Genomic DNA, 19,814 nt, shown 5'->3' with positions numbered 1-19,814 from the left:
CCCGGTCGCGTGCGCACTCCGGGGGCGGCAGCCCGCCCGTGCCACGTCAAAGTGTTCAGCCGGGCCGGCTCCCGGTGAGCGCGTGCCAGCGGTCGTGGGCGGCGTCGAGGTCCTGCCGCGCCTGCGGGATGCGGGTGTCGCCGCTCTGCCGGGCGGTGACCTCGTCGAGATGGAGCCGGGCCTGCGTCTGCTCGGTGGTGTCGGTACGGACGCGCCGGAGGTCGGCCTCGGCCTTCGGGATGAGGGAGGCCCGTTCCCGCTGGAACGCCTTCGCCTCGGCGATGGCGTTGTGGACGTCGACGACGAACCTGCGGACCTGCTCCTCGCCGGCCTCGGCGACGGGGTAGCTCATCAGGTGCTGCTGTCCGTCCGGATCGATCAGGTAGACGTGGCCGGCCGTCGGGGAGGCCTCGAAGCGGACGGCAATCTCGTTCAGGGGAAGATCGGCACACCACTCGTCGGACTTCACGCCGAGGACGTACTCGTAGAGGGAGAGTCCACCGAGTTCCTCGCGGAAGCCCCCGCGGCCAGGATCCCGAAGGTGGGCGAGGTGCTGTTCCGCGGCATGCACCCGGCGCTGGTGGGAGGCGGTGGCAGCCCGGACGGCGGCCCGTGCGCCTGCCAGTTCCTTCTGCCCGGTCCGTTCCAGACCACGCAGGGCGCCCCGGGCGGTCTGAAGATCGCGACGCGCGGCGTCGTGCTCGGGGCCGAAGGCGTACTTCCAGCCGCCCGGGTACCGGTAGAGCTGCCAGCCCACTGTGCCCGCGACTGCCAGCACGAGCAGTAGTATCCAACCCCCGGCGTTCACGACGCCCTCCCCTCGTGGCACTTGCCGCCCCGGCCCGGACCGCCGCATCGGGCGGCCGGCCGCCTCGACGACTATCAGCAACCGGCTGCCGCTCGTCAAATCCTTCGGGGAGCGGTACACATGGCGCGCGCTGCGCTCGCTCCGGCGCGGGCTGGGGCGCGCGCCGTTCACGCCCCCACCACGGCGACCGCGCCAACCGCCGCGAGGGCGGGGGCGCGTGCAGCGCCCCCGCCCTCGCGGTGGTTCCCCTCCCTCAGGTCAGTCGTTCCCGCCGAGGATGGCGGTGATGGTGTCGGCGAGTCGGCCGAGGTGCGGCGGCTTCATGACGCCGAAGTGGTCGCCGGGGATCCGGTGCAGGGCGACGTCCCCGGTGAGTTCCTGCCAGCGGGCGAGGTACTCGGGGAAGGCCTGGCCGGAGGCCACCTCGTGCTTGCCGTCGGCCAGTTCGTCGCTGGCGATCAGGTGCAGCCGCCCGGGGTAGGGCCGGTGACGGTACGTCAGGCACATCTCCATGACCTCGCGCCACATCCGGGCGGAGGGCAGCCAGACCTCGCCGGCGCCGTGTTCCGGCAGCACGATCCCGACCTCCGGGTCGACGTCGTCCACCAGGTGTTCGAGCAGCGCCAGGGTCTCTCCGCGGAGCACGGAGGTGTCCTCGTCGGGCGGTGCGGCGGCCAGCTCGGCCAGCTTCGTCACGCAGCTCTCGATCAGCCGGTACTCCTTCCACAGTTCGGGCCGCTCGTGGTTGTCCAGCCCGGGGTCGAGCAGGACGAAGGTGACCTCCTCGCCCTCGGCGGTGAGCCGGTGGGCCAGTTCGCTCGCGATGCCGCTGCCGCCGCACCAGCCGAACAGCCGGTACGGGCCCTGCGGCGCGGCGGCCCGCAGTTCGGCCAGGTAGCGCTCGGCCATCTGCTCGGTGGAGGGGACGGGGCCGCCGTGCTCGGCCTGGAGGCCGGGCCAGGCGAAGGCCGCGACCGGCTGGTCCGGGTCGAGGTACGGCACGAGCGGCCGGTACCAGTGGGCGCTGCCGCCGCCGGGGTGGACGCAGAACAGGGGCGCCCTGCTGCCCTCCCGGCGGAGCCAGACCAGCGACTCCACCGGTTCGCCGGCCGCCGCCGCGTCGACGGCCGCCGCCAGCCCGGCGACGGTCGGGTCCGCGACGAAGGAGCGGACGGTCAGCTCGATGCCGTGCCGTTCGCGCAGCAGGGCGGTGATCCGCAGGATCGCCAGCGAGTGGCCGCCGAGGACGTAGAAGTCGTCGTCCACCCCGACCCGCTCCAGGCCGAGCACCTCGGCCCAGACCTCGGCGACGGCCCGCTCGGCGGGCGTGCGCGGGGCCGTGGAGCCGGCGGTCGGCGCGGGTCCGGCGGGCGCGGGGAGCGCGGCCCGGTCGATCTTCCCGTGGGCGGTCAGCGGGAGGGCGGGCAGCTCCACCCAGGCGCCGGGCACCAGGTAGTCGGGCACCCGCCGCCGGAGTTGCTCGCGCAGCACGGCGACGTCCAGCGGGCCGGTCCCGGCTTCGAGGACGACGTAGCCGACCAGGCGCTTGTGCCCGTCCGGTCCGGGGTGGACGGCGGCCGCGGCCGCCCGGACCGGGGCGAGCCCGCCGATCATGGCCTCCACCTCGGCGAGTTCCACCCGGTGGCCGCGGATCTTCACCTGGTTGTCGCGCCGGCCGACGAAGGACAGCGTGCCGTCGGGGTCGCGGCGGACGATGTCCCCGGTGCGGTAGAACCGCGCCCCGGGGAGGGCGCCGGACGGGTCCGGCACGAAGCGGTCCGCGGTGAGGTCGGGGCGGCCGAGGTAACCGCGGGCGAGTCCGGGGCCGCCGACCAGCAGTTCGCCGGCCACGCCGAACGGCACCGGGTCGAGGTCGTCGTCGACCACCAGGACGCGGGTGTCGGTGATGGGCACGCCGATCGGCACGCCGCGGTCGGCGTCGGCCGCGGTCACCCCGCGCAGCGCCGTACTGAAGGTGGTGCACTCGGTGGGGCCGTAGCCGTTGGTCAGCGCCACGCCGTGCCCGACGGCGGTGCGCACGTGCGAGGGCGAGAGCGCGTCGCCGCCGGCGAGCACCTGCCGCACCTCGGCCAGGACCTCCGGGTGGGTCTCCACCATGTGCTGGAACAGGCCGGCGGTGAGCCAGAGCAGCGTCACCCGGTGCCGGCGGATCACCTCGGCCAGTTCGGCGGCGGTGGTCGCCCCGGGCGGGCAGACGGCGAGCCGGGCGCCGTTGCCCAGCGCGCCCCAGACCTCCAGGGTGGACGCGTCGAAGGCGAGCGGTGCGTGCAGCAGCACCACCTGGTCGGCGTCGAGGTCGGCGTAGTTGGGGTCGTGCACCAGCCGGACGACGGCGCGGTGGCTGACCTGGACGCCCTTGGGCCGGCCGGTGGAGCCGGAGGTGTAGGTGACGTAGGCCAGGTTGTCGGGGTGGGTGCCGGCCTCGACCGGTGTCTCGGGCAGGACCGCGAGGCCGGCCCACCGGGCGTCCAGGGGGACGCAGCGCAGGTCGGCGATCCGCGCGAACCGGTCGGTGTCCTGCGGGCGGCAGATCGCCACGTCGGCGCGGACGTCGTCCAGGACGTAGCCGATCCGCGCGTCCGGGTAGGCGGGGTCGAGCGGTACGTAGTAGCCGCCGGCCTTGAGGACGCCGAGCATGGCCAGGACCGCCTCGATGCCGCGGTCCAGGCAGATCGCGACCGGCGTCTCGGGGCCGACGCCGAGTCCGCGCAGCAGGTGGGCCAGCTGGTTGCTGCCGGTGTCCATCTCCCGGTAGGTCAGGCGCCGTTCGCCGTCGTCCAGGGCGATCGCGTCCGGGTCGGCGCGGGCCGCGAGCAGTTCGGGCACGCAGACCTCGGGCAGCGGGCGGGTGGCGGGCGCCTGCGCGCTCAGCCGGTCGAGGCCGGGCGCGCGGAAGGCCTGCGGGTCCGCGTCGGCGTCGTCGGCCATCGCGGTGAGCACGGCCAGGAACGCCTCGCCGATCGCCGCCAGCCGCTCCCGGCCGGCCCAGCCGGGGCGGCAGGTCATCCGCAGTTCGCCGGGGAACGTCCAGACGTCGAAGGTGAACTCGTTCGGGCTGTGGTCGGTGACGGTGCCGATGTCGGCGCGGTGCTCGTCGAGCACGTGGAAGTCCAGGTAGGCGAAGACCACCTCGACCAGCGGCTCGCCGCCGCCCCACTCGCGCTGCATCGCGGGCAGCGGGTAGCGGCGGTGCGGCCACAGGGCCAGCTCCTCGGCGAACACCGAGCGCACCAGCGCGCGCCAGCTCGGCGCCCGCAGGTCGACGGCGAACGGCACGGTGTTGAGGTACATGCCGCGTACCCGGTCGCCGCCCGGCAGTTCGGGCCGGCCGTTGGTCACCGCGCCGGCGAAGAACCGGCGCTGGCCGCTGAGCAGGCCGAGCACCTTCAGGTGGGCGGTGTAGAGGACGGTCTTGAGCGAACTCTGGGTGTCGGCGGCGAGCCGGCGCAGCCTGGGCTCCAGCTCCGCCCAGGGCAGTCGCACCTCGGTGGCGGGCAGGTGCGCCTCGGCCGGGGCGGTGTCGGCGGGCAGCCGGAGCCGGTCGTGGCCGGTGATCCGCCCGCGCCAGAACTCGCGGTCCTCCGCGGAGGCCAGCGCCCGCTGTTCCAGCTGGATGAAGTCGGCGTAGCGGACCTCCGGCGGGGCGGTGGCCGGGGCGCCGGTGCCGGCGGCCAGCTGCCGGTAGACGGCCCGCAGCTCGCCGATGACGGAGTGGTGGCTCCAGCCGTCCAGGATGGCGTGGCACTCGACGTGGGTGAGCAGCCACTCCCGGTCGCCGACGAGGTGGGCGTGGTAGCGCAGCAGCGGGGCGCGCCCGACGTCGAACGGGGTGCGCTGGGCCTCGGCGCGGAAGCGCCGGACGGCGGCCTGCTGCTCCTCGGCCGGCAGGTCGCGCAGGTCGTCCACGCCGATCTCCAGGTGCAGGCCGTCCGCCGCGTTGACGAGCTGGAGCGGTTCGGAGTACCCGGAGAGGTCGAAGGACGTGCGCAGGATCTCGTGCCGCTCGATCAGCAGGCGGACCGCACCGTTCAGCGCCTCGGCGGAGAACGGGCCGTCGTCGACGATCTGGAAGGTGCTGACGTTCTGGTAGGTGTTGCGCTCGGGGTCGGCCAGCATCTCGTAGACCATGCCGACCTGGACCTGGCCCATCGGGTAGGCGTCGACCAGGCCCTCGGGGAGGCGTTCGCGGTCCCCCGGGGCGAGCAGCTCGAACCGGCCCGCCAAGGCGGTCTCCAGCGGCGTGGCCGGCGGCCGGTCGGCCGCGAGCGGGGCCAGCTCGGCGACGGTCTGCCGGGCGAAGACGTCCTGGACGGAGAGGGCCAGCCCCTGGTCGCGCAGCGCGCCGACGGCCCGGATGGCGCGCATCGAGTCGCCGCCGAGCTGGAAGAAGCCGTCGTGCACGCCGACCTTGTCGACGCCGAGGGCGGTGGCGAAGGCGTCCGCGAGGGTCTGTTCGATCTCGCTGCGGGGGGCGACGAACGCGCCGACCAGGTCGGAGCGGGTCCGTTCCGGTGCGGGCAGCGCCTTGCGGTCGGTCTTGCCGCTGGGGGTCAGCGGCAGGGCCTCCAGCGTCGTCCAGTGCACGGGCCGCATGTGCTCCGGCAGCCGCCCGCGCAGGTGCTCGCGGGCGGCCTCGACGTCGGCCGTGGCCGGTACCAGGTAGCCGACGAGCTGCTCGTCGTGGACGGCGACGGCCGCGGCCGCGACGCCCGGTGCCTGCGTCAGCACCGCCTCGATCTCGCCGAGTTCGACCCGCTGGCCGCGGATCTTCACCTGGTGGTCGAGCCGGCCCAGGTACTCGATCTCGCCGTCCGCCCGGTACCGGGCGAGGTCGCCGGTGCGGTAGAGCCGCCCGCCGGGGGCGGTGGCGAAGGGGTCGGGCACGAAGCGGTCGGCGGTGAGTTCCGGCCGGTTCAGGTAGCCGCGGGCCAGTTGGACGCCGCCGAGCAGGAGTTCGCCCGGCACGCCGATCGGCTGCGGGCGAAGCCCGGCGTCCAGGATGTAGGCGCGGGTGTTGGAGATCGGGCGGCCGATCGTGACGGGCCGGCCCGGCTCGCAGCGGATCGCGGTGACGTCGACCGCGGCCTCGGTGGGCCCGTACAGGTTGTGCAGCTCGCAGCCGATCCGCTCGTGCACGGCGGTGACCAGGTCGGCGGGCAGGGCCTCGCCGCTGCACACCATGCGGCGCAGCGAGGGCAGCGGCGGCAGCGGCTCGGCGAGGAACGCCCGCAGCATCGACGGCACGAAGTGCAGGGTGGTGACCTCCTCGGTGGCGATCAGGCCGGCGAGGTAGGCCGGGTCGCGGTGGCCGCCGGGGCGGGCGAGGACCAGGGTCGCGCCGGTGATCAGCGGCCAGAAGAACTCCCACACCGAGACGTCGAAGCTGTACGGGGTCTTCTGCAGCACCCGGTCGGTGGCGTCGAGTCCGTAGGCCTCCTGCATCCAGTGCAGCCGGTTGACGATGGCCCGGTGCTCGACCAGGACGCCCTTGGGGCGGCCGGTCGAACCGGAGGTGTAGATCAGGTAGGCCGGGTGTTCGGGGGCCGCCGCGAAGACCGGGTCGTGGGTCCAGCCGCCGGGCCGTTCGGCGGTGATGTCCACCAGGTGGGGGGCGCCGCCGGTCACCAGCGGGGCGAGCTGCGGGTCGGTGACCACGGCGAGGGCGCCGGAGTCCGCCAGCATGAAGGCGAGCCGGTCCGCCGGGTAGTCCGGGTCGAGCGGCAGGTAGGCGCCGCCGGCCTTGAGCACCGCGAGCAGTGTCACCACGAGGTCGGCGCCGCGGTGCAGGCAGACGCCGACCACGGACTCCGGGCCGACGCCGAGGGTGCGCAGGTGGTGGGCGAGCAGGTTGGCCCGGACGTCCAGTTCCCGGTAGGTGAGCGCGGCGCCCTCGAACCGCACCGCGACCGCGTTCGGGGTGCGGGCGACCTGGGCCTCGAACAGCAGCGGCAGGGTGCCGGCGGGGTAGCTGCGGCCGGTCGCGTTCCAGCTGAGGAGCTGGCGCTCGCGCTCCTCCCCGGGGAGGATCTCCAGCTCGTCGAGCGGGGCCTCGGGCGCGGCGACGGCGCTCTCCAGCAGGCGGGCGAACTGGGCGGCGAACCGCTCGGCCGTGGACCGGTCGAACAGGGCGGCGGCGTAGTTGACGCCGCCCGCGAGCGAGCCGTCCGGCTGTTCGGCCAGGCCGACGGTGAGGTCGAACTTGGCGGTGCTCTCGCCGACCGGCAGCCGTTCGACCGTCAGGCCGCCCATCGCCGCGGGCGCCGGTGCACCGGCGGCGTCCTGCCACAGCAGCATGGTGGAGAAGAGCGGTGTGCGGGCCGGGTCACGCTCGGGCGCCAGCTCCTCGACCAGCCGCTCGAACGGGACCTCCTGGTGGCCGTAGGCGTCCAGGGCGCTCTCGCGGACCTGCCGCAGCAGTTCGGCGAAGCTCGGCCTGCCGGAGAGGTCGACCCGGAGCACCAGGGTGTTGAGGAACAGACCGACGAGGTCCTGCACCTCCGCGCGGTCGCGCCCGGCCACCGGGGAGCCCACGGCGACGTCGCGCTGCCCGCTCCACCGGCCGAGCAGCACGGCCTGCGCGGCCAGCAGGGCCATGAACGGGGTGGCGCCGTGTTCCCGGGCCAGTGCGGTGAGCTGCCGGGCCGTCGCGGCCGGGACGGCCAGCGGCACCAGGGCGCCGGCCGCGTCGCGCACCGGCGGGCGGGGCCGGTCGGTGGGCAGTTCCAGCGGCGCCAGGCCGGCCAGCCGCTCGCTCCAGTGGTCGAGCCGGCGGCGCAGCGCGCCGTCGGAGAGCCGTTCGCGCTGCCAGACGGCGTAGTCGGCGTACTGCACCGGGAGCTCGGGGGTGCGGGCCGGGCGCCCGGCGACGGCGTCGTCGTAGCGCTCGGCGAGTTCGCGCACCAGGAGGTCCTCGGACCAGCCGTCGCAGGCGATGTGGTGCACGGTCAGCAGGAGGACGTGCTCCTGTGGGGTGAGCCGGGCGAGCACGGCGGACAGCACCGGGCCCTCGGCGAGGTCCACCGGGTGGCGCCCGCCGGTGGCCAGGTCGGCTAGGCGGGCGTCCGCGGCGGTCCGGTCCAGGGCGGTGAGATCCTCCTCGGTGAGCGGGACGCCGCCCGGCGCGTCGACGACCTGGACGGGCTCGCCGTCGACCACCGGGTACCTGGTGCGCAGGACTTCGTGGCGGCGCTGGACCCCGTCGAGCGCGGTCCGCAGCGCGGCCCGGTCGAGCGGGCCGCGCAGCCGCAGCGAGGCCGTGACCAGGTACTCGGTGCTGCCGGGCTGGAGCCGGTCGAGGATCCAGAGCCGGCGCTGGGCGAAGGAGAGCGGCAGCGGGCCGCCGCGGGGCGCGCGGCCGATGCCCTCGGCCGGGGCGGCGGCCGCCCGGCCGGCGAGGCGCCGGCGGAGCAGCTCCTGCCGCAGCTGGGCGCGGTCCTTGGTGTCGGTCATCGGTGCCCCTCCTCGGCGAGCAGGCCCGCCACTTCCTCGTCGGTGAGCGCGGTGATCTCGGCCTCGACGGCGTCGGTCACCGCCTCGGTGAGCCGGGCCACCGTGGTGGCCTCGAACAGCAGGCGCAGCGGCAGTTCGACGGCGAACGCCTCGCGAAGCCGGGCCAGGACCCGGGTGGCGAGCAGCGAGTGCCCGCCCAGGGCGAAGAAGTCGTCCTGGACGCCGATCCGCTCCACGCCCAGCACCTCGCTCCAGATCGCGGCGACCGCCTCCTCGGCGGGGTCGCGCGGGGCCAGGTGTTCGCGGGCGCCGCCGGCCAGAGCGGCGGCGGCGTCGGGCAGGGCCTTGCGGTCGACCTTCTTGCTGGCGGTCAGCGGGAGCACGTCGAGCGGCACCCAGACCGCGGGGATCATGTACTCGGGGAGCAGCGCGCGCAGGTGGCCGCGCAGCTCGGCGACGTCGGGCATCGGGCTGCCCGGCCGGGCCACCAGGTAGGCGGCGAGCCGTCGTTCGCCCGGGGCGGTCTCCGGGGCGGTGACGACCGCCTCCTGGAGGGCGGGGTGGCGGGCCAGCGCCGCCTCGATCTCGCCGAGTTCGATGCGCAGGCCGCGGACCTTGACCTGCTGGTCGATCCGGCCGAGGAACTCGATGGTGCCGTCGGGGCGGTGGCGGGCGAGGTCGCCGGTCCGGTAGAGCCTCCGGCCCGGCTCCTCGGTGAAGGGGTCGGGCACGAACCGCTCCGCGGTCAGCTCCGGTCGCCGGTGGTAGCCGCGGGCGAGCCGGACGCCGCCCAGGTACAGCTCGCCGGGGACGCCGACGGGGACGGGCCGCTGCTCGGCGTCGAGGATGTGCGCGCGGGTGCCGGGGACGGGCCGGCCGAGCGGCAGGGCGGAGGCCCCGTCCCCCTCCGCCGGTACCTCGGAGACCGGGTGCAGCAGACAGGTGACGGTGGCCTCGGTCGGGCCGTAGTTGCACAGGAAGCGGGCGGGCAGGCCGGTCTGGGCCCAGCGCCGGGCGTCGAGGCCGGTGACCACGTCGCTGCCGACGTTCATCAGCTTCAGCCCGCTCAGCAGGTGCAGGTCGGGGGAGTCCAGGACGGCCCGGTAGTAGGACGGGGTGATCTCGACGACGGTGACGCCGTGCTCGGCGAGCCGGGCGGGCAGCTCGGCAGGGGTCCAGAACACCGGGTCGGCCACCACGATGGTGGCGCCTGCCACCAGGGTCGCCGCGATCTGGTCCATCGCCACGTCGAAGGTGAGCGCGGAGAGCAGCACCACCCGCTCGCCGGGCGCGATGCCGTACTGGTCGGCGATCACCCGGCAGTGGTGGGCGTACGAGCGGTGCTCGATCAGCACGCCCTTGGGACGGCCGGTCGAGCCGGAGGTGTAGATGACGTAGGCGAGGTTCTCCGGGCGGATCCGGACGGGCTCGGCCGGTACGGCGTCGGCGTCGGCCTCGAAGACGGCGGCCTCGAAGGCGTCGGCGGCGTCGGCCAGCACCACCCGGTAGCGGCCGGTCAGCCGGTCGGCGAACGCGCCGGTGGTGACCACGAGCTCCGGGCCGGCGTCGGCGAGCATGAAGTCCAGCCGCTCACCGGGGTGCTGCGGGTCGAACGGCACGTACGAGCCGCCGGACCTGAGCACCCCGAGCAGCACCACCACCGCCTCGACGCCGCGCTCCAGGAGGGAGCCGACGACGGTCTCCGCGGTGACCCCGAGGGAGCGCAGCCTGGCCGCGAACCGGTCGGCCCGCGCGTCGAGTTCGGCGTAGCTGAGCTGCTGGTCGCCGAAGACCACGGCGATCGCGTCCGGGGTCCGCCGGGCCTGCCGGGCGATGAGCTCGGGCACGCAGAGCCCGTGCTCCTCGACCGGGTCGAGCGCGGCGGTCCGGTCGCCCGCCGGGTCGGCCCAGCGGGTGAGGGCGGTGTGCCGCTCGGTGTCGGTGAGCATGCCGAGGTCGCCGATCCGCGCGCCGGGGGCGGCGGCGACGCTGCCGATCAGGGTCAGGTAGTGGCCCGCCATCCGTTCGACCGTCGCCCGGTCGAAGAGCGCGCTCGCGTACTCGAACCAGCAGTACATCCGGCCGCCGCGCTCCTTGACGGTCACGGTGAGGTCGAACTTGGCGATCTCCAGACCGGCCCGGACCGGCTCCACGGTGAGGGCGCCGAGCCGGTCGGGGACCCCGGCCAGGTGCTGGTGCTCGAACATGACCTGGAACAGCGGGTTGCGGGAGAGGTCGCGCTCCGGCCGCAGCGCGTCGACCAGGTGCTCGAACGGCACGTCCTGGTGGGCGAAGGCGTCGAGCACCGAGCCGCGGACGTGGTCCAGCAGGTCGGTGAAGGCCGGGTTGCCGCCGAGGTCGTTGCGGATCACCAGATTGTTGGTGAAGAAACCGACCAGCTCCTCGGTCTCCTGGCGGGTCCGCCCGGCGACGGGGGTGCCGACCGCGAGGTCGTCGAGACCGGTGTAGCGGTGCAGCATCACCTGGAACACCGCGAGCAGCACCATGAACGGGGTCGCGCCGTGCCGGCCGGCCAGTTCGGTGACCGCCCGGCCGACCTCCGGTGCCACCTCGACGACCACGTTGCCGCCGCGGGAGTCGCGCACGGCCGCGCGGACCCGGTCGGTGGGCAGCTCGACGGGTGTCAGGCCGCCCAGGCGGTCGCGCCAGTAGGCGAGTTGGTGGTCCAGCCGGCCGGCGTCCTGCTGCTCGCGCTGCCAGTGGGCGAAGTCCGCGTACTGGACCGGCTCTGGGGCCGGCAGGGCCGGTCCGCCCTCGGTGAGGGAGCGGTAGGCGACGTCCAGTTCGCGCAGGTAGACGTTGGTCGACCAGGCGTCGAAGGCGATGTGGTGCAGGGTCAGGACGAGCAGGTGGTCCTCGGGGGCGGTGCGGATCAGGGTCGCCCGCAGCGGGTGGCCGTGCGCGAGGTCGAACGGGCGGCGGGCCAGCTCGTCGACCAGGGCCCGGGCCCCCTGCGCCGGGTCGGTGAGGCCGGTCAGGTCGGTGAGGGTGAAGTCGACCGGCCCGGCGGGGTCGACGACCTGGACGGGATCGCCGCCCTCGTCGCGGTACCTGGTGCGCAGCACCTCGTGCCGGGCGGAGAGCGCGTCCAGCGCGCCGCGCAGCGCCCCGGTGTCGAGCGGACCGGTCAGCCGCAGCGCCAGCGGGACGACGTACTCGTGGCTCCCGGGCTCCAGCCGGTCGAGGAACCACATCCGCTGCTGGCCGAAGGAGAGCGGCAGCGGGCCGCCCCGGCCCACCGGGCGGACGGCGTCCGCCGCGCTCTGCGGGCCGGTGTCGGCGGCGCCGGCGATCCGGGCGGCCAGCCCGGCGACGGTCGGGGCGTGGAACAGCTCGCCGACGGTCAGCTCCACGCCGAAGGCGCGCCGCAGCCGCAGCACGAGCTTGATCGCGAGCAGCGAGTACCCGCCGAGCAGGAAGAAGTCGTCCTGCGCGCCGACCCGTTCGACGTCCAGGACCTCGGCCATCAGCTCGGCGACGGTCCGCTCGGCCGGGGTGCGCGGGGCCTCCCAGGCCTGCTCGGCCGGGTGCTGCGGCTCGGCGGCGGCGGGCAGCCGGCGGCGGTCCACCTTGCCGTTGGGCGTGAGCGGCAGCTCGTCGAGCTCGACGACGGCGGACGGCACCATGGCCTCCGGCAGCCCGGCGGCCAGGTGGGCGCGCAGCGCCTCCGGCTCGATCCGGGCCCCGGCGACGGCCACCACGTAGGCGGTCAGCCGGGTGTCTCCGGTGCCGGAGCGGTGGGCGGCCACCACGGCGGCGGCCACCGACGGGTGGGCGCCCAGCAGGGCCTCGATCTCGCCGGGCTCGATCCGCACACCGCCGATCTTGACCTGGTCGTCGACGCGGCCGACGTACTCCAGTGCGCCGTCGGCGCGACGCCGAACCAGGTCACCGGTGCGGTAGCGGCGGGCTCCGGGCACGGTCGCGAAGGGGTCGGGGACGAACCGGTCGGCGGTGAGGTCGCCGCGGCCGGCGTACCCGCGGGCCAGCCCGATGCCGGCGACGCACAGCTCGCCGACCACACCGACCGGCACCAGCCGGTCCTCGGCGTCCACCACGTAGGTGCGCACATTGGGCAGCGGCAGGCCGATCGGCACCTGGTCGCCGGGCTCGGCCGGGTCGTAGGGCCAGGCGGTGGAGTCGATGGCGCACTCGGTCGGGCCGTAGGTGTTGACCACCTCGACGTCGACGATCCCGCGCAGGCGGGCACAGAGCTCGGCGGGCAGCGGCTCGCCCGCCGAGCAGACCACGCGCAGCGCGTCGCAGTCGGCCAGCGCCGGTTCGTCCAGCAGCAGGCGCAGCATCGAGGGCACGCCCTGGAGCACGGTGACGCGGTGCTCGGCGACGGCCCGGGCCATCACCGCCGGGTCGCGGTGGGCGTCCTGCGGGCCGCTCACCACCGTGGCGCCGCAGACCAGCGGGGAGAGGAACTCCCACACGGCGGCGTCGAAGCCGATGGTGGTCTTCTGCAGCACCCGGTCACCGGGGCCCAGGCCGTAGCGCTCCACGGACCAGAGCACCCGGTTGCGGATCGCGGCCTCCGGGACGATCACGCCCTTGGGCCGGCCGGTGGAGCCGGAGGTGTACATCACGTACGCGGCCTCGGTGCCGGCCACGCCCGCGGGTTCGAGGGCCGGCGCCTCCGGGTGGCCGCCGGCGGCGTCCAGCACGAGCGTGTTCGGGTGCTCCGGCAGCCGCCCGAGCAGGGCGTCCTCGGTGACCAGCAGGCTCACCCCGGCGTCGGCGACCAGGTGGGCCAGCCGGTCGGCGGGCTGCTCGGGGGCCAGCGGGACGTAGACGCCGCCCGCGGTCAGCACCGCGAGGAGGGTGGTGACCAGGTCGGTGCCGCGGTGCAGCGCGACGCCGACCGCGCTCTCCCGGACCACGCCGCGCGAGCGCAGCAGGCCGGCGAGCCGCCGGACCCGCTCGGCGAGCCCGGCGTAGTCGGTCTCCTGCGAGCCTGACACCACGGCGACCGCGTCCGGGGTGGCCAGGGCCTGCGCGAAGAACAGCTGCGCCAACGACTGCTGCGGGCGCTCGGTCTCGGTGCGGTTCCAGCGGGCGAAGGCCGCCAGCTCCGCGTCGGGGACGGTCTCCAGCGCGTGCGCGGGGGCGCCCGGACGGTCGGCGATGCCCGCGAGCAGGCGCAGCAGGCTCGCCGCCATCCGCTCGATCCGGGCCCGGTCGAAGAGCGCGGTCGGGTAGATCAGCCGGGCCGCGAACGAGCCGTCGGGCAGCTCGGACAGGTGCAGCGAGAGGTCGAAGGCCGAGTGCTCGGTGGCCGCCTCGACCTTGCTCACGTCGAGCCCGGGCAGCCGCAGCGGGCGGCGCTCGGCGTTGTGCAGCGCGAAGCCGACCTGGAACACGGGGTTGCGGGAGAGGTCACGCTCGGGGGCGAGGTCGGCCACCACCCAGCCGAACGGCACGTCCTGGTGCTCGTAGGCGTCCAGGGTGGTCTCGCGGACCCGCGCCAGCAGGTCGAGGAAGGACCCCCGGCCGGAGAGGTCGGTCCGCAGCACCACGGTGTTGAGGAACATGCCGACCAGCGGTTCCAGGGCGACTTCGTTGCGGTCCGAGACCGAGACGCCGACCGCCACGTCGGACCGGCCGGACCAGCGGGCCAGCAGCAGCTGGAACGCGGCCAGGTGCACCATGAACGTGGTCGCGCCGCTCTCCCGGCCCAGCGTCGCCAGCCGCTGCGCCAGCTCCGCGGGCACGGTGAACGGGACGCTGTCACCCGCCGGGTCCCACTGCGCCGGGCGCCGGCGGTCGGTGGGCAGCTCCAGCGGCTCCAGGCCCGCCAGCCGCTGCCGCCAGTAGCCGCGCCGCTGCTCCTCCCGCTCGGGGGTGGCGGCCCAGGTGTCGCGCTGCCACTGCGCGAAGTCGGCGTACTGCACCGGGACCGGCTCCAGCGGCGACGGCCGGCCGGCCGCGAAGGCCTCGCAGAGCTCGTGCAGCTCGCGTGCCAGAAGGCCCCAGGACCAGCCGTCGAAGGCGATGTGATGGACCGTCACCAGCAGGACGGCCTCCTCCTCGGCGAGCCGCGCCAGGGTCAGCCGCCAGGGCGCCCGGGTGCGCAGGTCGATCGGGGTGCGCAGCTCGGCGGCGTGCAGCTCGCGCAGCCGCGCCTCGCGCTCGGCCGCCGCCGGCCCGGTCAGGTCGACCACGGCGAGCGGCACCGGGCCGGGCTCGTCGATGTACTGCACCCCGGTCGCGCCCTCGGTGCCGTAGCGCGAGCGCAGCACCTCGTGCCGGGCCGCGATCTCGGTGAACGCGGCCTCCAGCACCGGCAGGTCGAGCGGGCCGCGGATCCGGAACGCCTCGCACATCAGGTACTCGGTGGAGGCGCCGGAGCGGAGCTGGTCCAGGAACCACAACTGCTCCTGGGCGAACGAGAGCGGGTGGCCGCTGTCACCGGTGGGCATCGGACGTCTCCAGGAGCGAGTCGGGGGTCACGAGGGCCGAGTGGGGCTCGGCCATGGCCACGGCGATCCGGCGCGGACCGGTGAACGGCTCGCGGGCGTGCGCCGACAGCATGTTGTCCACGAGCAGGACGTCGTCCCGCTGCCAGTCGAAGCGCCGCCACTCGGCGCGGTAGCAGGCACGCAGGTGCGCGACGACGTCGTCCGGAACCGGCCGGCCGTCGCCGTAGTAGGTGTTGGTCGGCAGCTGGTCCTCGGCGTACATCTCCCGCAGCGCGGCGCTCACCTCCTCGCCCAGCGTGGTGACGTGGAAGAACGCGAGGTGGTTGAACCACACCGTCTCCCCGGTCACCGGGTGGCGGTGCACCGCTTTGCGGCGTGCCCGGGTGCGCAGGCCGTCCGCCGTCCACTCGGTGACGACACCGTTGCGGGCGCAGTACGCCTCGACCTCGGCGCGGTCCGCGGTGTTGAAGGCCTGCTGCCACGGCACGCCGAAGCCGTCGGAGAAGTTGCGCACCACCATCCATCCACGGGCCGCGAACTCCTCCCGGACGGCGGGGTCGATCGCCTCGTAGACCCGGCGGGTGTCGGCGAGCGGGGTGGCGCCGAGCGTCTCCGGCGGCTCGACGCAGTGGAAGAAGAGGGTCAGCGGCCAGTCGGCCTGGTAGGAGTTCTCGTTGTGGAGGAAGATCTCCTCGTTCGGCGGGTAGTCGGTCGAGGTGTACACCTTCCCCTTGATGGTGCTGCGCGGCGAGGACCGCTCGGCGTAGGCCAGCGGGGATCCGGACACCGCCCGCACCGCCGCCTCGAACCCGTCCACGCCGCCGACGTCGAACCCGCGCAGCAGGACCGCGCCGTGTTCGAGCAGCCGGCCGCGGACGAACGGTCGGGCGGCCGAGAGGTACTCGGCCAGGGGCGTGCCGGGAGTGTCGGCCGGCACCGTCAGGGGGAGGACGGAGCCCGCGCCGTTCTCCCGGGCTCGGTCCGTCGGTGCGGGCCGGATGGAGGGGTTCGCAGTCATACGCCTCAGCGTCGTCGCCCGGGCGCCACCCCTTCGAGAGAACAACCGGCAGTCACACCGGCAGCCTTGGCGTCGCGGTGACTGCGCCTCCTTCTCTGCAGCCGGGCCCGGCGGGTGCGGCAGGCTCGCTGGCGCCGCCACCGGTCACGTGAGGTTCGTGACGCGGCAGTTCACCCGAGGGAGGCCCGCCGTGGCCGAGGAAGAGACCGACGACCGCACCTACCGCGTCGTCCTCAACGACGAGGAGCAGTACTCCGTCTGGCCCGCCGACCGGGAGCTCCCGCTCGGCTGGTACGCGGAGGGCACCGAGGGCACCAGGGCCGACTGCCTGACCCGCATCGGCACGGTCTGGACCGACATGCGGCCGCTCAGTCTGCGCCGCCAGATGGAGCGGGCGGCCGGCTAGCGGCCGGGCCGGGCCCCGCGAGGTGTGTGACAGATGACCAGCCCCGACACGCGGGCTCCGGCGGACGCCCAGGCGCGGCCGCCGGACCCGCCCGACCTGCCGGCGCCGCCCGACCCGGCCGACCTGCCGGACCCGCCCGGCCCGGCCGGCGCCGAGCCGGTGGTCCCGCTGCACCGCAACCGCGACTTCCTGCTGCTGTGGGGCGGCTCGGCCGTCTCCCTGCTCGGCTCGACGGCGACCACCATCGCCTACCCCCTGCTGGTCCTGGCCCTCACCGGCTCGCCCTTCGACGCCGGACTGGCCGGCTTCGTCGCCCTGCTGCCGGCCCTGCTGCTGCAACTGCCGGCCGGCGCCCTGGTGGACCGCTGGCCGCGACGGCGGCTGATGATCTGGTGCGACGCGCTGCGCGCGCTCGGCGCGGCGGTCATCGCCGTCTCGTCGGCGCTCGACGTGCTCACCCTCCCGCTGGTGCTGGCGGTGGGCTTCGTGGAGGGCGCGCTCACCGTCTTCCACGGGCTCGCCGCGCACGCGGCCGTCCCGAACGTGGTGGCGCCGAGCCAGCTCTCGCTGGCGCTGTCCCGCAACGAGGCGCGCGGGCGGGGCGCGGTGATGCTCGGAACCCCGCTCGGCGGCATCCTGTTCGGGCTCGGCCGGGCCGTGCCGTTCGTGGCCGACGCGCTGACCTACCTGGTCTCGCTGACGGGCCTGCTGTTCATCCGCAAGGAGTTCGAGGCCGAGCGGTCCGTCGGCACCGGCACCATGGGCGAGCAGGTCCGTGAGGGGCTGCGGTGGCTCTGGAAGCACCCCTTCCTGCGCACCACGACCCTGCTGGTGGCCGGCAGCAACCTGATGTTCCGGGCCCTGTTCCTGGTCGCCATCGTGCTGGCCACCGACGTCGGCGCGTCCTCGGCCGGGGTCGGCCTGATGGTCGGGGTCGCCGGCGCCGGCGGCCTGCTCGGCTCGCTGGCCGCACCGTGGTTCGCCCGCCGCCTGGGGCTCACCGCCCTGGTGATCGCGGCGAACTGGGCCTGGGCCGTCCTGATGGTCGTGATCGCCCTCAGCCGCGACCCGCTCACGCTCGCCACCGCCTACGCGGCGATGTGGTTCGTCGGGCCGCTGTGGAACGTGGCGCTCGGCAGCTACCAGCTGGGCATCACGCCCGACCGGCTGCGCGGGCGGGTGCTCGCGGCGATGAGCACGCTGTCCAACGGGGCGCTGCCGATCGGCTCGCTGCTCGGCGGCCTGCTCCTCGACTCGGCCGGCGCGCGGACCGCCGCGGTCGCCCTGGCGGGGTGGATGGTGCTGCTCGCCGTCGCCGCCTCGGTCGCCCGCACGGTACGCACGGTGCCCGGCCCGGCGACGCCGTGAGCCCGACGGCGCCCCCTGCTCCCCCGCTCCCACTGCTCCTCCGGCTGCCGCTGCCGCCCAGGGCCGCTCCCCTGGCCGGACGGCGGCCGCCGGACCACCCCTCGATCCAGTGCTGACAGGAGGAACTAGCGTGTTCCGCACCATGCTCGGGCCGCGCCCCGATCCGACGGGGCGAGGCCATCATGCCGGGACCTGACGACCGGCCGGCCGGCGTCCTCGGCACGATCGGCGGCACCCCGCTGGTCGAACTCGCCAAGCTCGCGCCGGGCCGGCACTTCACCACCTACGCCAAGCTGGAGGCCTTCAACCCCGGCGGCAGCATGAAGGACCGGTCGGCGCTGGAGATGCTCCGCGAGCGGATCCGCACCGGCGCGCTGGTGCCCGGCCGCTCGGTGGTCGTCGAATCCAGCTCCGGCAACCTCGGGATCGGGCTCGCCCAGGTCTGCTCCTACTACGGCCTCCGGTTCATCTGCGTGGTGGACCCGCGCACCAACCGGCAGAACATCGCCATCATGCGGGCGCTCGGCGCCGAGGTCGAGGTGGTCCGCGACACCGACCCGGTGACCGGCGAGTACCTGCCCGTCCGGATCCGCCGGATCAGCGAACTGACCGCCCGCATCCCCGGCGCCTACTGGCCCAACCAGTACGCCAACCCGCTGAACCCGCAGGCGCACCGGCGGACCATGCGCGAGATCCTGGACGCGGTACCCGGCGGGATCGACTACCTGTTCTGCGCGACGAGTTCGTGCGGCACCCTGCGCGGCTGCGCGGAGCAGGTCCGGGAAATGCGCCTGCCGGTGACCGTGGTCGCGGTGGACGCCAGGGGCAGCGCCATCTTCGGCGGCGTCCCGACCTCCCGGCTGATCCCCGGCCACGGCGCGGCCGTCCGGCCCGCGCTCTACCGCGACGGCCTCGCCGACGAGGTCGTCCACGTGACGGACCTCGACTGCGTGGTCGGCTGCCGGCGGCTCGCCGGCCGCGAGGCCATCCTGGCCGGCGGCTCGTCCGGCGCGCTGGTGGCGGCGATCGACCTGATGGCCGACCGCATCCCCGCGGGCTCGCGCTGCGCGGTCGTCCTGCCCGACCGCGGCGAGCGCTACCTCGACACGATCTACGACGACGAATGGGTCGCCCGCCACTTCGGCGACGTGTCCCACCTGTGGAAGGACAAGGAGTTCACGATGAAGGTGGCACCATGCTGATCCTGGGAGCCGGGGAGGTCCGGCAGGTCCTCGACGGTGCCGAGAGCGAGGTCGTCGCGGCCGTCCGCCGCGCCTACGTCCTGCACGACCGGGGCCGCACGGCCCTGCCGCACTCGGTGTTCCTCCGCTTTCCCGACGAGCCGCGCAACCGGATCATCGGACTGCCCGCCTACCTCGGCGAGGACGTCCCGGTGGCCGGCATCAAGTGGATCTCCTCCTTCCCCGGCAACACCGCCGCCGGCCTGGAACGCGCCTCCGCCGCGGTGATCCTCAACTCCATGGCCACCGGGCACCCGGAGGCCCTGCTGGAGGGCTCGCTGATCTCGGCGCGGCGCACCGCGGCGAGCGCCGCCCTCGCCGCGTCCGTCCTCACCTCGGAGACCCCCGAGACCGGCGTCAGCCTGATCGGCTGCGGCGTGATCGGCTTCGAGATCCTGAACTACCTCCGGGCCGTCCTCCCCGACCTCGGCGCCGTCACCGTGTTCGACCTCGACCGCGCCCGCGCGGAGGCCTTCGCCGCCCGCTGCGCGGCCCGCTGGCCCGAACTCAAGACCGCCGTGGCCGACTCCGCCGAGGAGGCGCTCGCCGCCCACCGGCTGGTCTGCCTGGCCACCACCGCCGCCACCCCGCACCTGTCCACCGAGGCCTGCCGGCCCGGCACCCTGGTGCTGCACGTGTCCCTGCGCGACCTGACGGTCGAGAGCATCCTGGGCGCCGTCAACGTGGTCGACGACGCCGACCACGTGTGCCGCGAGGGGACGTCCCTACACCTCGCCGAAGAGCGGGTCGGCAACCGGGAGTTCATCGCCACCTCGCTCGGCGCCGTGCTCCGCGCCGACGAGCCCTTCCGGCGTCCCGAGGACGGCGTCACCGTCTTCTCGCCGTTCGGCCTCGGCGCGCTCGACCTCGCACTCGCCGGCCTCGTCCACCGGCAGGCACGGGAGCGCGGGCTGGGCACCCGCGTGCCGGGGTTCCTCCCGGAGGGCGCCGGAGCCGCCATCGGCTGATCGCCCCGGGTGCGCCGGACCGGGCCCGCCGCCCCCCGCAGCAGGGCAGGGGCTACCCGTGCGACGACTTCGTCGCCGTCCCGGACCAG

General features: G+C 75.0%; 8 protein-coding genes. 4 read left to right on the top strand and 4 right to left on the bottom strand.

Features of this window, described 5'->3' with window-relative positions; all coding sequences use genetic code 11:
• Positions 1-55 precede the first annotated feature (55 nt).
• The 4 genes from AB0J08_RS18290 to AB0J08_RS18275 all read right to left on the bottom strand — a co-directional run bounded on the left by AB0J08_RS18290 (position 56) and on the right by AB0J08_RS18275 (position 15,742).
• Positions 56-778 (bottom strand): hypothetical protein, encoded by a 723-nt coding sequence (locus AB0J08_RS18290; RefSeq protein ID WP_360634547.1) that lies wholly within the window; start codon positions 776-778, stop codon positions 56-58.
• A gap of 288 nt (positions 779-1,066) precedes the next feature.
• Positions 1,067-8,278: an amino acid adenylation domain-containing protein gene (locus tag AB0J08_RS18285; RefSeq protein ID WP_360634544.1), complete on the bottom strand. Its 7,212-nt coding sequence runs from the start codon at positions 8,276-8,278 to the stop codon at positions 1,067-1,069.
• Positions 8,275-14,724 (bottom strand): amino acid adenylation domain-containing protein, encoded by a 6,450-nt coding sequence (locus AB0J08_RS18280; protein WP_360634541.1) that lies wholly within the window; start codon positions 14,722-14,724, stop codon positions 8,275-8,277. The genes AB0J08_RS18285 and AB0J08_RS18280 overlap by 4 nt, the downstream gene beginning before the upstream one ends.
• Positions 14,711-15,742, bottom strand: a complete 1,032-nt coding sequence (locus AB0J08_RS18275; protein WP_360634538.1) for a TauD/TfdA family dioxygenase — start codon at positions 15,740-15,742, stop codon at positions 14,711-14,713. Before AB0J08_RS18275 ends, AB0J08_RS18280 begins: the two co-directional genes overlap by 14 nt.
• Before the next feature lie 190 nt (positions 15,743-15,932).
• Here AB0J08_RS18275 and AB0J08_RS18270 point away from each other — a divergent pair, with 190 nt between their 5' ends.
• The 4 genes from AB0J08_RS18270 (at position 15,933) to sbnB (ending at position 19,725) form a co-directional block, all read left to right on the top strand.
• Entirely contained in the window at positions 15,933-16,148 is a 216-nt protein-coding gene (locus AB0J08_RS18270) for an MbtH family NRPS accessory protein (protein ID WP_360634535.1), read from the top strand.
• A 33-nt stretch (positions 16,149-16,181) separates the two neighbouring features.
• Positions 16,182-17,516 carry an MFS transporter gene (locus tag AB0J08_RS18265; RefSeq protein ID WP_360634532.1) on the top strand — a complete coding sequence of 445 codons (1,335 nt, stop codon included), beginning with the start codon at positions 16,182-16,184 and terminating at the stop codon, positions 17,514-17,516.
• A gap of 182 nt (positions 17,517-17,698) precedes the next feature.
• Positions 17,699-18,718, top strand: coding sequence for a 2,3-diaminopropionate biosynthesis protein SbnA (gene sbnA / locus AB0J08_RS18260; protein ID WP_360634528.1), 1,020 nt, complete (start codon positions 17,699-17,701; stop codon positions 18,716-18,718).
• Entirely contained in the window at positions 18,712-19,725 is a 1,014-nt protein-coding gene (gene sbnB, locus AB0J08_RS18255; protein WP_360634525.1) for a 2,3-diaminopropionate biosynthesis protein SbnB, read from the top strand. The genes sbnA and sbnB overlap by 7 nt, the downstream gene beginning before the upstream one ends.
• The last annotated feature ends 89 nt before the right edge of the window (positions 19,726-19,814 follow it).

Origin of the sequence: Kitasatospora sp. NPDC050463, from assembly GCF_040655255.1 — a bacterium.
Lineage (GTDB): Bacteria > Actinomycetota > Actinomycetes > Streptomycetales > Streptomycetaceae > Kitasatospora.
This window is presented reverse-complemented; position numbering and strand designations above follow the sequence as displayed.